This window comes from Bradyrhizobium algeriense, assembly GCF_003062295.1.
GTDB lineage: Bacteria > Pseudomonadota > Alphaproteobacteria > Rhizobiales > Xanthobacteraceae > Bradyrhizobium > Bradyrhizobium algeriense.
This window is the reverse complement of sequence record NZ_PYCN01000004.1, coordinates 160715-172855: the sequence shown is the minus strand read 5'-3', so window position 1 is coordinate 172855 and position 12141 is coordinate 160715. Positions and strand designations below refer to the sequence as shown.

The following is a 12141-nucleotide window of genomic DNA, read 5'->3' as shown; positions in this document are numbered from 1 at the left end:
TTGATATGGGTACGTTGAAAGGCAAAACCGCCGTCGTGACCGGCTCGACCAGCGGCATCGGCTTGGCTTATGCGCGCGCTTTCGCCGGCGCCGGCGCCAATATCGTTCTCAATGGCATGGGCGTCCCGGCCGATATCGAGCGCGAGCGTTCCGGCATCGAGACGGATTTCAAAGTCCGCGCGGTGCATTCGCCTGCCGACATGACCAGGCCCGCCGAAATCGCCGAAATGGTCGCGCTCGGCGAGAAGACCTTCGGCTCGGTCGATATCCTCGTCAACAATGCCGGCATCCAGTTCGTCGCCCCGATCGAGGAGTTTCCGATCGAGAAATGGGACGCGATCATTGCGATCAATCTGTCATCGGCATTTCATGCCATCCGCGCCGCCGTACCCGGCATGAAGAAGCGCGGCTGGGGCCGCATCATCAACACCGCATCAGCGCATTCGCTGGTGGCTTCGCCATTCAAGTCGGCCTATGTCTCGGCCAAGCACGGCATCGCCGGGCTGACAAAAACGGTGGCGCTGGAGGTTGCGACCTTCAAGATCACCTGCAACTGCATCAGCCCGGGCTATGTCTGGACGCCGCTGGTCGAGCACCAGATCCCGGAGACCATGAAGGCGCGCAACATGACCAAGGAGCAGGTCATCAAGGACGTGCTTCTTGACGCCCAGCCGACCAAGGAGTTCGTGACGTCAGAGCAGGTTGCTGCGCTGGCACTGTTCCTGTGCAGCGACGATGCAGCCCAGATCACCGGGTCCAACTACTCCATCGACGGCGGCTGGACCGCGGAGTAGGAATTGCGAACGGCTCCCGGGAGCGCACACCTAAAATCCTAATGGGTGGCGCTCCTGGCAACAATGGCGTCATCAGCGAGCCGCGCCGACGCCCGTCATCCCGACCAGCAGGCCGACGCCGAATCCCGATGCAACGTAAAGCGGATCAATCATTTCCGGGCGCAAATTCCATTTCGCATGTGCGAATATATATCAACGCAGGAGATGAACGTCCTATCGATGGCGGGGGATCGGGCGAAATACGAATATTTCATGCGTGCACCGGAATCCGGTGGCAATTTGCCGGTGCAGGGCGAAACCGATGTTCTGCCATCGCCGATGCGGGCTCTAGAGGCCGCGTTTGCCGAACGCCAGCACGTGCAGTCCGAGCCGCCGGCGCACGATCCAGAACAGCAGCACCGTCTCGAACGCCAGCGAGATCGAGGTCGCGGCCGCAGCGCCATGGCCGCCGAAGCGCGGCACCAGCATCACGCACAGCACGAGGTTCATGACGAAGGCGAGCGCATAGGCCAGCGCGCAGATGTGCTGGTGGCCGAGCATGTTGAGCAGGCGCTCGACCGGGCCGATGGCGGATCGCACCACGAGGCCAGCGGCGGCAATGAACATGATGTCGTAGCCGACCACGAATTGCGGTCCGAACAGCCACAGCAGCGGCTTGCCCAGCGCCAGCAGCAGGATGGTCGCGGCCAGCGACGGCCAGAACGTCCACTGGATCGCATGCGCCACATAGGCCGACAGCCGCGGCTTGTCGCCCTGCGCGTGATACTCGGCAAAGCGATGCGCCGTCGTCGCCGCCATCGCATAGTGAATGAAGGAAACCAGCGCCAGCGTCTTCACCACCGCGAAATAGACGCCGACTTCTTCGGAGGAGCGGAATTGCTGCAGCACCAGCACGTCGGTGTAGGAAAGCAGCAGGTAAAATCCCTCGACCATCAGGATCGGCAGCGAGACCGCGAGCCAGCCGCGGAAATCATAGGCCTTGGGGCCAGGCGCGATGTGGCCGCCGAGCCTGCGGTTCAGCACGATCATCTGGCCGATCATCGCGATCCATACCGCAGCACTGCTGGCCCACATCGCAGCCGTAGCGCCGAGATTGAAACCGAGCACGAAGGCGCCGGCGGTCAGGCCGATGATCAGCGACTGCCGCACGATGAATTGCGGCATCAGGCCGAGCCGCATCCAGTCATGCGAGCGGGCGATGCCGTCCTGGGTGTTGGCGACGACAAACGCCGGCAGCGTCAGGCAGCCGATATAGAGGGGAACGATCGCGTTGGCGTCGATCCACGGCGACAATCCCTTCACCACGCCCGCCAGCAGCAGCGAGACGATGGAAGAGACGGCGAACGTGATCCAGCGGCTGCCGGAGAGGAAGCCGCGCAGCAGGGCATGTTCGCCGCGGGTTCGATACTCCGGAATGATCTTCTGCGCGGATGCCGAGATGCCGAAATCCATCATGCTGCCGAGCAGCAGCACCCAGGTCCAGACATAGACATAGACGCCGTAATCCGAGCCGCCCATCCAGCGCGCCAGCAGGATCTGCGCGAAATAGGCGAGCGCTGCGCTGAAGACGCGGATGACGAAGATGGTGCCGGCCAGCCGCCTGGTGACGGAGGCCTCACTGGAGCCGCCAAGCAGCGCGCGCAGGCGCGCGGTCACGCCGGTAGGCGAGGCGGTTGCGGATTGCGTATCCATCACGGCCACAAGGGTGCATCCCCGAAACGTGCCGCGAGGCGGCGGCGATAGTCGGATGTATCAACCATTCGTTAAGATTGGGTTGGATTGGGGTTCCGGGCGCCGTTACCAGCCATCTCGCGGCTCGTTGCCGAGATCGCCCGGCCCACGCGATCCAGCTCGCTGGAACTTTTCCGGCCTTTTCCAACTTTTAGGTCCGGTCGCATGGTGCGGCCGGGGAGGATAAATATGAAACTGCTTGTTACCTCTATTACAGTCGCCACTGCGCTGGCTTTCAGCCCGGCTTCGGCGCAGAAGGCGCAGAAGCCGGCTTGCACAAGCGAAAACATGGCCAAGCTCGTCGCGTCCGGCAACGCTATGCCTGACAGTCCCGGCAAATTTGCGATGATGAAAGAGATGGGCGCGGCGAATGCCGCCATGGCAAAGGGCGACATGCGCGGCGCTTGCAAGAGCTATGTGCGCGCGCAGCAAATCAGCGGGCAGAAAAGCTAGGAGTACACGTTGCTGAAGAGGAGAGCTTGCTGCCAAGCGCCGGCTCTCCTCAGACCAGAAAGCGTCGCTGCACCGTGGCGGAAACACGTCGCGGCATCGTGGCGCGGCTGGGCACGTCCGGAGGGACGGCAAGTCGCGTCAATTCAAACTGACGTTGAACTCATAGGCCCGGTCGCCGCTGACCAGGGTCAGCTTGAGCGCGGCGCCTTCCGGGCTGGCGCCGGGCGGCAGGCCGTCGAGTTCGAAGGCAAAGCGTTTGACGCCGGGCGGGCTTTGCTCGACGAGCCTGGGAACCGGCAGCGCCCAGTCCGGCGTCGGCCCCTCGACGAACAGGCTGACTTCCTTGGCCTCGGGCGCGGTGACGTCGACCAGCACGTTGTTCTTTCCCTCGCGCTTGACGTCGCGGATGGTCAGCGGATTGGGGTCGCCGACATTGGCGGGCTTCGGCACGGTATTGAGCGCATCGGACAGGTTGCCGTCCTCGGTGCTTGCCACGCTGGCAAAGGCGAGTTCGGCATGGGCTTCGACCGGAATGCAGAGCTTGTCGCAGACGGCATAATTGATGTGGGCGCGCAGCGTCACCGGCTTGTCGGCATTCTTGGCGACGATCCGCAACGGCAGCACGACCTGCTGCTTGTATCCCAGCGCGGTGCCACCGGCGCCATCGTCAAACTTCTTCGGTGCCGGCCACAGCACGGTCACGGCTTCGACATTATCCGATTTTGAGAAATCGAAGCGGGGCGGGACGCCGGAATCGCCGGGCGTCCGCCAATAGGTCTTCCATCCGGGCTGCAACTGGATGGCCACGCCGCCGAGCAGCACCGGGCCGCTGCGCGATCCCGCCAGCAGCCGCACCGCGGAATGCGCGTCGCGTTGCCACGGCGAGGCATCCTCGGCGCGAACCTCCGACGTCGCACACGCAACACACAAAGCGGCGACGCCGAGCGCGGCGCGCAGGGGAACCATCACGATCATGGGACGTCTTTACAGGCAAGTTGCGGCGCAAACCATTGAATTGCGTGTGATCGGCCGCCGAATGATGCCGGAAGCTTGATTGACAGAAACCGCACCCGATATCAGGATATGAATCAGCAAGAGAGGCCTTTGCGGATGAGCCCTGAAGGCAAGACATCGAAGCCCGTTCGCCGCAAAGCCGCCGGTATTGGCGACAATTCGTCCGGCGAGGGCTACCTGGACGGCCGGCTGCTGATCGCCATGCCGGTCATGGGCGATCCGCGCTTCGAGCGCTCCGTCATCTACATGTGCGCGCATTCCTCGGAAGGGGCGATGGGCATCATCGTCAACCGCCCGGCCGGCAGCATCGATTTTCCCGGCCTATTGGTGCAACTCGACATCATCCAGAAGGCCGACCAGATCAAGCTGCCGGAAAACGCCGAGACCATGCAGGTGCTGAAGGGCGGCCCGGTCGATACCGGCCGCGGCTTCGTGCTGCATTCCAGCGATTTCTTCATCAAGGATGCGACGCTCAATATCGACGAGGGCATCTGCCTGACCGCGACGGTAGACATCCTCAAGGCGATCGCCAAGGGCACCGGACCGAAGCACGCGATCCTGGCGCTGGGCTATGCCGGCTGGGCGCCGGGCCAGCTCGAGAACGAGATCCAGCACAATGGCTGGCTGCATTGCGACGCCGATCCGGATTTGATCTTCGGCGACGACGTCGACGACAAATACCTGCGCGCGCTGCGCAAGATCGGCATCGACCCCGGCATGCTGTCGAACGAGGCCGGGCACGCGTAGGCCGGCGTCTGCGAACTGTACCACACTCTCGGTGTCGTCCCTGCGAACGCAGGGACCCATACGCCGCGGCCGGCGAAATGGGCACACTGGGCGACGGCTTCGCTTCAACAACTCACAACAGCAACCGGCTAACGCAGCGCGTCTGCTACCGCACCTCATCGATGGATCACGCGGTATGGGTCCCTGCGTTCGCAGGGACGACAACGTAGAGATTTCCTACTCCGCCGCTTGCTGCTGCACCGTCGGTTCGGTGCCCGCCACTGTTGCGCGGCGCATGTCGCGGGGCTGCGACTGGTCGTAGCGGCGGACGCGGTGCATGGTCTGGCGGTTGTCCCACATCACGAGGTCATGCAACGTCCATTTGTGGACGTGGACAAATTCCGGCTGCGTGGCGTGCTCGGTGAGGTCGCGCAGCAACAGCCGCGCCTCCGGCATGCTCATGCCTTTGATGGCGCCGGCATGCGATGACAGATACAGCGACTTGCGGCGGTGCACCGGATGCGTTCGCACCAGCCGTTGCAGCACCGGCTTGAACATCGCTTTCTCTTCGTCGCTATAATCCAGGAAGCCGAGCGAACCGCGCGAATACATCAGCGAATGCTCGCAGATCATGTCCTCGATTTCGGCCTTGGTCTCATCGTCGAGCGCGTCATAGGCCGCGCGCATGTCGGCGAATTCGGTGTTACCGCCCTTGGGGTTCACCACTCGCGCCGACAAAAGCGAAAATTTTGCCGGGATCGGGCGAAACGAGCTGTCGGAATGCCACAGGCAGTTTCCGAGATTGAACAGATGGGTGCGGTTGTCGCGCGCCAGCGGCTTGCCGTCCTTGCCGAGGTTTGAAACGTCATTCAGGCCTGACGTCAGGCGGTAGTCTTCCTTCTTGGTGATGGTGCCGCCCCGCGCCTTCTCGCGCTCGCCGAAATTCAACGCAAAGGCCAGTTGCTGTTCGTCCGTGATGTCCTGATTGCGAAACAACAGCACTGCGTATTTGTCCATGCCGGCTTCGATATCGGCCGCTTCCTGCGGGGTCAGGGGATTGCGCAAATCAACGCCCGAAACCTCGCCGAAAAAATGCGGATGAAGCTGCCGGATCGTGACCGTCATGGCGTCTGTCCTGTATGCCGCGGGCGGTTTGTCCCGCTCCCTTTGCGATAAAAATTACTCCCTGACGTGCCCAAGTCAACGCTACGGACGCATGCCCGTTACGCGTTTCGCGCCATCAACCCGCCGTCGACGGGGATCACGGCGCCGGTCAGGAACGAGGCCGCCGGCAGGCACAGGCTCAGCGTCATGTGCGCGACTTCCTCGGGGTCGCCGTAGCGGCCGAGCGCAGTGCGGCGCTTGGCGTAGATCGCCTTGTGCTCGGCGGCGATCCGGGCGGTCATGCCGGTGAGGATCGGCCCCGGGCAGATGCAGTTCACCGTGATGCCGTCGCGGCCGAGCTCGACCGCAAGCGAACGCGTCAGGCCGACGACGCCGGCCTTGGCGGCGGAGTAGGGGCTGTGCAATGCGGTAGCGCCGAGCGCCTCGGTGGAGGCGATATTGACGATCCGCGGCGATTTCGATTTGCGCAAATAGGGTAACGCGGCGCGGATGATGCGTTGATGCGCGGTCAGCATCACCGCCAACCCTTTTGCCCAGGCCTCGTCATAGCCCTCGTCGTCAATTGCGACGCGCACCGAGATGCCGGCATTGTTGACGACGATATCGAGCCCGCCGAAATGCGCCGCGACCTCGTTGACGACGGCGGTGATGTTGTAGCGGTCGGCGACGTCGAGCGTCCACGCTTTTGCGGCGCCGCCGCTTGCCGCGATTTCGCTGGCCACGGCCTGAGTGGCCTCGGCGCTGATGTCGGTGACGGCGACGTTGGCGCCGTCGGCGGCGAACACCCGCGCGGTGGCGCGGCCCATGCCGCTCGCGGCGCCGGTGACGAGGACGGTCAGGCCTTTGACCGAGCGGCTGAGCCGTTTGAAGTCTGACATGATGGGGTCCGGAAAGGTGCAGGATTGACAAGGCTGGCACCGATCCGCAGACAGGTCAAACGACGTCGAGCGAGATGCAAACATGACCACTATTCGTGACCTGCAGATCCGACGCCTGGAGCCTTCGGATGCTGCCCTGTACAGGGAGATCCGGCTGGAAGGTCTTCGGATAAGTCCCGAAGCATTCGGCAGCACGTTTGAGAAGGAAAACGCGCAGCCGCTGTCGTGGTTCGAAGCCGTCCTTGGCCGCGCCGACATCTTCGGCGCTTTCCTCGATGGGACGCTTGCGGGCGTGGCGGCATATGCCGCGCAGGAAGGTTCGAAGCAAGCGCATAAGGCGACGCTTTGGGGCATGTACGTGCGAAACACCGCAAGAAATCTGGGGCTTGGGAAGAAGCTTGTCGCGGCGGTTCTCAACCATGCACGCGAACGCGTCGAGATGATTCAACTGACCGTGGTAAGCGAGAACGACGACGCGCGCCGGCTTTACAGCGCCTCGGGCTTTGTCGAGTACGGCTATGAAAAGAGGGGTCTCAAGCGGGACGGGCGATATTACGATCGTGTCCTGATGGTCAATTGCCTCGGCGAAGGCTGGAACTAGAGCCCAACAAATCAACAAAGAAGGATCGCGAGCGATGAACGAACTGGATTTCAGCGGCAGGCAGGTGCTGGTGGTCGGCGGCTCCAGCGGCATCGGTAACGGCATCGCGCAGGCCTTCCGCGCCAAGGGCGCGCATGTCGCCGTCTGCGGTACCCGCGCAAGTGCAGCGGACTATTCGCCTGACGAAGGATCACATCTCGAAGGTCTCGATTACTTCCGGCTCGACGTCAGCGACCCGCAGGCGATCGAAGCCTTGAAGCCGCCATTTGCAAAACTCGACGTGCTGGTGCTGGCGCAGGGCGCGGTGATCTACCGCCGCGGCGAATTCGAGATGGATGGCTTTCGCAAGGTGCTGGAAGTCAATTTGATGAGCCTGATGGCGTGCGCGACCAAATTTCACGCGATGCTGAGCGCCAGCCAAGGCTCGCTCATCATTGTCAGTTCGACCGCCGCCTATCATTCCACCATGGGTAATCCGGCGTACAACGCCTCGAAGACCGGCGCGATGGGCTTGACGCGCACGCTCGGCGAGGCGTGGGCCGAGAACGGCATCCGCGTCAACGGCATCGCGCCCGGCCTGGTCGACACCAAGATGACCAAGGCGACGACATCAAATCCGAAACGCCTCGAAGGCGCGCTGGAGCGGATCCCGCTGAAGCGGCTCGGTACGCCCGCCGACATGGCCGGTGCGGCACTGTTCCTGGCCTCGCCGCTTTCGTCCTACATCATCGGCCAGACCATCGTGGTAGATGGCGGGCTTATACTTTGAGCCAAGCGTTCTGAACCGGGGCATTTCGAGCGCTTTAGGAACCCGAACGGGGTCTCGCCGGTTAGTTTTCCCTGAAAACAGGAGAGACCGCGATGGACAAGGATCGGATTGTCGGCTCGGCCAAGGATTTTGCGGGTAAGGTCGAAAGCACTGTCGGGGACATGGCTGGCGATGCGAAGACGCAAGCCGAAGGCCGCGCGCGCGAGGCGGCCGGCACGGTGCAGAATCTCTACGGCCAGGCCAAGGATGCGGCCCGCGACGCCACCGACGCCGCCGTCAACTATGCCAAGGACGCCTATGAAAACAGCGGCGACACCGTTCGCAGCAGTCAGCAAGTGGTGGCGAAGACCGTGCGGGAAAATCCGCTCGGCGCGCTGTTGGTCGCAGGTGGAATTGGATTTGCGCTGGCACTGTTGATGACACGTCCGCCGCGCCGTCCGCCGCCGCGCTGGCGCTATTACGGCTAGAGCGTTTTCCAGCGAAGTGGCGACCGGTTCGCGTCAAGAAAACGCGTCAAAGCAAAAATCTAGAGCTCCGTTCCGATTCCATCGGAACGGGGCTCTAGAACGGTCTTCATTGGTTTGCCGGGCGATGCGATGCGATGCATCGTCCGGCCCCGGCGATGCGGATGCATCGTCCGGCCCGCGTCTCACCGTGAGGCGTCAGAATCGCGTGAGATTGCCCGGCGGGACCTCGGCCGATCGTCCGACATTGCCCGGCGGGCGCGGCACGCCCGGGGCCATGGGTCCCGGGGCCACGGGTCCACGCGGCGGTGCGGCCGCAGGCGGCGCGGGCTGACGCGGCGCCGCGCCGAACCCGCCGAAGAAATCGCGCAGCGACGGCCCGTTGTTTTGCGGGGGTCGGATCTGCATCGGCTGCTGTGGCGGCTTCTTCTGTTGCTGTAACGTTTGCTGCGGCGGCGGAAGCAAAAGCTGCCTCTGTCCGGGCACCGCCGCCACCGTTCCGCTCGGCGATGCGGCTGCTACCGGCGTATCGCCCTTGGCCTGCTCGCGGCCGATTTCCCGGCGCGGCCAGGCGTAATCGTCGGCGCGGCCGGCCGGTGCCGCCAGCGCTTCACCCTTTACCAGCGTGCGCGCAGCCAGTGCATCCACCCCGGCCGGACGCGAGCCGGGACCACCGAGCAACTGATCGGTGCCGACGGAAGAGGCCACCAGCGGCATGACCGGTCCGGCCAGCGGACGCGGCGCCGGCTGGCCAGGCGCGACATTGGCCTCTGGGGTTGCCGGCTCGATCGGCACGGCGATCGGCCCGGAGCGGGCGGCAAGCAGGCGCGTCACCTCGCGCTCGACATAATGCGCGAGCTTGCGCGCGCCGGGCCTGGTGAAGAACACGCCGTCGGCGGTGCGCAACTGGCGGATCTGGCCTTCGAAGTCGGGACCTTTTTGCAGGAAGCGGCCGGCTTCATCGACGAAGCCATCCCAGACATCGACATAGGTGATGCCGGCCTTGCCCGCGCCGTCACGATACAGCGCGTCGAGGAACAGCATGTCGGACGTTCCCTTCTGGCCGCGGATGGCCGGCAGCCCGACCCACAACACCGGCACGCCCTTGGATTTCAGTACGCCGATCAGCTCTTCGATCTTCTTGGCGTAGTGCTCGACCCAGCGCTCGTCGCGAAACTCGTAAAGCCCGCCGCCCGCGCGCGCGCTCTTTTCGGGGGCGGCGATTTGTGCCGCATCATCGTCCTCGGCATCGTCAGCCTTCGCGGTATCAGCCTTGGTAGTGTCAGCCTTGGCAGTATCAACCTTGGCAGTGTCTGCCTTGGTTCCATCAGCCTTGCCGGCATCGGCCTTGGCGGTATCAGTCGAGCCTTCGGGCCTGGGCTTTGCATCGCCCGGCTTGGCGCGCGCGTCCTTCTTGTCGTCTTTCTTGTCGCTCTTCTTCTCAGGCGCCGCCTCGCGGATGGCCACGCGGTCGTGGAGGCCGAGCATGACGACGATGGCATCAGGCTTTTCGGTGGCGAGGATGGCCTTGGCGGCCGCGGCCCAATCGGCGGGCTCGCCGCGTGGCTGATACTTGATCAGGCCGGAGACGGTCTTGTGCTTGCGGATCACGCCCATGTCGGGCTGCTCGGTATAGGTGTCTTCCAGGCCATAGCCGAGCCAGTCCGCCATCGCGTCGCCCAGCACCAGCACGTTACGTTCCGGCACGGTGTCGCGCTTGGCGGGCCCAGGCGCGCGGGAAAAATCCTGGCGCGGCGCTTGTTGCGGGGCCTGCTGCTGGAATGGCGCAAAGAAATCGCCCCCGAACCAGCTGCCGCCGCTGCGCGGGGCGGGTCGGGAGGGCCCTCCGAAATTGAAAAACTGCGCCGAGGCAGGGCCCACGATCCCGATCAGCAGCGCGATCGCAACCGCCAGCGCCACCAGCGGGCCGGTGTCGGTGAACACGTGCAAGAAGGACTTTGGCTTTCGCATTCCGGCTCGGTCGCAATGGGTCGTGGATGTGTCAAATATAATAGCGAAATCGGGCCGCAAGCGGGCAGATTTTCCCCATAAACCGGGGTTCCGGCCTGACCGTCAAGGCTCAAGCCGAATCGTGGTTTTCAGGGTTACTTTCATAGCGTTTTCGAGCGAAGTGGACCGGTTCGCGTGAAGAAAACGCGTCAAACCGAAGGGATTTAACGCCCCCGCAGCCGCTCCAGCACGTCGGACGAGGCAAATCCGTCCGCCGGCGCCCCGATCGAGGCCTGGAAGCTGCGCAGCGCCTCCCGCGTCTGGCCACCGAACTGGCCGTCCGGTGTGCCCTTGTAGAAGCCGCGCTGGGCCAAAAGCTGCTGCAGTTCCAGCCGTTCGGCGCGCGACAGCACTCGTTCCTGCCGTGGCCAGGGCTGCACGAAGGCGGGTCCGCCGCGCAGGCGGTCGGCAAAATGGCCGATCGCCAGCGCATAGGCCTCCGCCGGGTTGTATTTCATGATCACCCGAAAATTCTGCAGCATCAGGAAGCCGGGCCCCTGCGTGCCGGCAGGCGCCAGCAGGTAGGCCTTCTCGGTCGAATCCGGGAACGGCTTGCCGTCGGCCCGCTTCATTCCCTGGCTCTGCCACTGCGCGATCGTCATCGCCTTGGCCTTGTCTGCCAGCATGAAATTGAAACCTTCCGGCAGCACTACCTCGTAGCCCCAGGTCCGGCCGGTCTGCCAGCCGTCCTTCTTGAGGTTGTTGGCGGTGGAGGCGATCAGGTCCGCGGCGTTGTCGACGACGTCGCGGCGGCCGTCGCCATCAGCATCGACGGCGTAGCGCTTGAAGGCGGTCGGCATGAACTGCGTCGGCCCGAACGCGCCGGCCCAGGAGCCGCGCATCTGTTCGGGACGCAGATCGCCGCGGTTGAGGATTTCAAGCGCGGTGAGGAATTCGTCCTTGAAATAGGCCTGCCGGCGGCCGACGCAGGCCAGCGTCGCCGTCGACTGCACCACGTTGCGGTCGCCCATCTGCGTCGAGTAGTTCGACTCGATGCCCCAGATCGAGGCGATTGCGTAGCGGTCGACGCCGTAGGCTTTCTCCACCGCGTCGAACTGCGGCTTGTACTTGGCGAGGATCTCGCGCCCCTTGGCGAGGCGGTTGTCGTTCACGAGGATGTCGAGATAGTCCCAGATCGCCTTGGTGAATTCGGGCTGCGAATCCATCAGGTCCATGATGCGCAGATCAGGCGCGAGACCTGCGGTGAAGCGCTCGAAATTCGCTTGCGTGATGTTGCGCCGTGCGGCATCAGGCCACATCGCGGCAACGCAATTTTGAAAGTTCGCAGCCGCCTCCCGGATCGCGGAAGCCGTCATCAGCGGATGGCCGGAGGCGCCGTCCTCGCCGCTCCAGGGCGGCGGACCGCCGTCGGGGCCGGGCGCGGCCTGCGGCGCCGGGCCGGATTTCGGACCTTGGAAGATGTTGCCCAAGAAGTTCGAAATCCCGTTGTCGGAGGATTGGGCTTGAGATGGGCTGACAAAAACGGCTTGGCTGGAACACACCAGCGCGGCCGCGATTAGAATCGCGCCGGCTCGATTGGTCATCGCTCGTTCAGGCAAACCCATTCAGTGTCCGT

At 63.9% G+C, this 12141-nt stretch carries 12 protein-coding genes and 1 pseudogene; 6 read left to right on the top strand and 7 right to left on the bottom strand.

Annotation, left to right across the window (positions count from 1 at the left end; all coding sequences use genetic code 11):
* The first annotated feature begins 5 nt into the window (after positions 1-5).
* Positions 6-794, top strand: coding sequence for a 3-hydroxybutyrate dehydrogenase (locus C7G61_RS11810; protein ID WP_108514263.1), 789 nt, complete (start codon positions 6-8; stop codon positions 792-794).
* Between the two features lie 58 nt (positions 795-852).
* Here C7G61_RS11810 and C7G61_RS47375 read toward each other — a convergent pair.
* Positions 853-947: pseudogene (locus C7G61_RS47375) on the bottom strand (sulfite exporter TauE/SafE family protein); the annotation flags it as partial.
* A 174-nt stretch (positions 948-1121) separates the two neighbouring features.
* Positions 1122-2495 carry an oligosaccharide flippase family protein gene (locus C7G61_RS11805; protein ID WP_420836755.1) on the bottom strand — a complete coding sequence of 458 codons (1374 nt, stop codon included), beginning with the start codon at positions 2493-2495 and terminating at the stop codon, positions 1122-1124.
* A gap of 318 nt (positions 2496-2813) precedes the next feature.
* Here C7G61_RS11805 and C7G61_RS45975 point away from each other — a divergent pair, with 318 nt between their 5' ends.
* The gene (locus C7G61_RS45975) at positions 2814-2978 is read left to right on the top strand and encodes a hypothetical protein (protein ID WP_244608262.1); all 165 of its coding nucleotides are present in this window, start codon (positions 2814-2816) and stop codon (positions 2976-2978) included.
* Between the two features lie 138 nt (positions 2979-3116).
* Here C7G61_RS45975 and C7G61_RS11795 read toward each other — a convergent pair whose 3' ends face one another.
* The gene (locus tag C7G61_RS11795; RefSeq protein WP_108514261.1) at positions 3117-3953 is read right to left on the bottom strand and encodes a protein-disulfide reductase DsbD domain-containing protein; all 837 of its coding nucleotides are present in this window, start codon (positions 3951-3953) and stop codon (positions 3117-3119) included.
* Between the two features lie 135 nt (positions 3954-4088).
* On the opposite strand from C7G61_RS11795, the gene C7G61_RS11790 reads away from it, so the two are divergent.
* The gene (locus C7G61_RS11790) at positions 4089-4739 is read left to right on the top strand and encodes a YqgE/AlgH family protein (RefSeq protein ID WP_108514260.1); all 651 of its coding nucleotides are present in this window, start codon (positions 4089-4091) and stop codon (positions 4737-4739) included.
* Between the two features lie 216 nt (positions 4740-4955).
* Here C7G61_RS11790 and C7G61_RS11785 read toward each other — a convergent pair whose 3' ends face one another.
* Positions 4956-5843, bottom strand: coding sequence for a TauD/TfdA dioxygenase family protein (locus C7G61_RS11785; protein ID WP_108514259.1), 888 nt, complete (start codon positions 5841-5843; stop codon positions 4956-4958).
* Between the two features lie 98 nt (positions 5844-5941).
* Positions 5942-6721 carry an SDR family NAD(P)-dependent oxidoreductase gene (locus C7G61_RS11780; protein WP_108514258.1) on the bottom strand — a complete coding sequence of 260 codons (780 nt, stop codon included), beginning with the start codon at positions 6719-6721 and terminating at the stop codon, positions 5942-5944.
* Between the two features lie 82 nt (positions 6722-6803).
* Here C7G61_RS11780 and C7G61_RS11775 point away from each other — a divergent pair, with 82 nt between their 5' ends.
* From C7G61_RS11775 to C7G61_RS11765, 3 genes are all read left to right on the top strand, one after another.
* Complete coding sequence (locus tag C7G61_RS11775; RefSeq protein ID WP_108514257.1) at positions 6804-7322, top strand: GNAT family N-acetyltransferase; 519 nt, start codon at positions 6804-6806, stop codon at positions 7320-7322.
* 34 nt (positions 7323-7356) lie between these two features.
* Positions 7357-8091, top strand: coding sequence for an SDR family NAD(P)-dependent oxidoreductase (locus tag C7G61_RS11770; RefSeq protein ID WP_108514256.1), 735 nt, complete (start codon positions 7357-7359; stop codon positions 8089-8091).
* A gap of 92 nt (positions 8092-8183) precedes the next feature.
* Positions 8184-8558 (top strand): CsbD family protein, encoded by a 375-nt coding sequence (locus tag C7G61_RS11765; RefSeq protein WP_108514255.1) that lies wholly within the window; start codon positions 8184-8186, stop codon positions 8556-8558.
* A 195-nt stretch (positions 8559-8753) separates the two neighbouring features.
* On the opposite strand, the gene C7G61_RS11760 is transcribed toward C7G61_RS11765, so the two are convergent.
* Together C7G61_RS11760 and C7G61_RS11755 are read right to left on the bottom strand one after the other, a co-directional pair.
* Positions 8754-10526 carry a DUF459 domain-containing protein gene (locus tag C7G61_RS11760; RefSeq protein WP_108514254.1) on the bottom strand — a complete coding sequence of 591 codons (1773 nt, stop codon included), beginning with the start codon at positions 10524-10526 and terminating at the stop codon, positions 8754-8756.
* Between the two features lie 203 nt (positions 10527-10729).
* Positions 10730-12130, bottom strand: a complete 1401-nt coding sequence (locus C7G61_RS11755) for a lytic murein transglycosylase (protein ID WP_420836754.1) — start codon at positions 12128-12130, stop codon at positions 10730-10732.
* Positions 12131-12141: the final 11 nt, after the last annotated feature.

Excerpts from the sequence above, each read along its gene's own strand:
- C7G61_RS11810 (WP_108514263.1), top strand. The coding sequence starts at position 6 with ATGGGTACGTTGAAAGGCAAAACCGCCGTCGTGACCGGCTCGACCAGC.
- C7G61_RS45975 (WP_244608262.1), top strand. The coding sequence starts at position 2,814 with ATGGCCAAGCTCGTCGCGTCCGGCAACGCTATGCCTGACAGTCCCGGC.
- C7G61_RS11795 (WP_108514261.1), bottom strand. The coding sequence starts at position 3,953 with ATGATCGTGATGGTTCCCCTGCGCGCCGCGCTCGGCGTCGCCGCTTTG.
- C7G61_RS11790 (WP_108514260.1), top strand. The coding sequence starts at position 4,089 with ATGAGCCCTGAAGGCAAGACATCGAAGCCCGTTCGCCGCAAAGCCGCC.
- C7G61_RS11785 (WP_108514259.1), bottom strand. The coding sequence starts at position 5,843 with ATGACGGTCACGATCCGGCAGCTTCATCCGCATTTTTTCGGCGAGGTT.
- C7G61_RS11780 (WP_108514258.1), bottom strand. The coding sequence starts at position 6,721 with ATGTCAGACTTCAAACGGCTCAGCCGCTCGGTCAAAGGCCTGACCGTC.
- C7G61_RS11775 (WP_108514257.1), top strand. The coding sequence starts at position 6,804 with ATGACCACTATTCGTGACCTGCAGATCCGACGCCTGGAGCCTTCGGAT.
- C7G61_RS11770 (WP_108514256.1), top strand. The coding sequence starts at position 7,357 with ATGAACGAACTGGATTTCAGCGGCAGGCAGGTGCTGGTGGTCGGCGGC.
- C7G61_RS11765 (WP_108514255.1), top strand. The coding sequence starts at position 8,184 with ATGGACAAGGATCGGATTGTCGGCTCGGCCAAGGATTTTGCGGGTAAG.
- C7G61_RS11760 (WP_108514254.1), bottom strand. The coding sequence starts at position 10,526 with ATGCGAAAGCCAAAGTCCTTCTTGCACGTGTTCACCGACACCGGCCCG.
- C7G61_RS11755 (WP_420836754.1), bottom strand. The coding sequence starts at position 12,130 with ATGGGTTTGCCTGAACGAGCGATGACCAATCGAGCCGGCGCGATTCTA.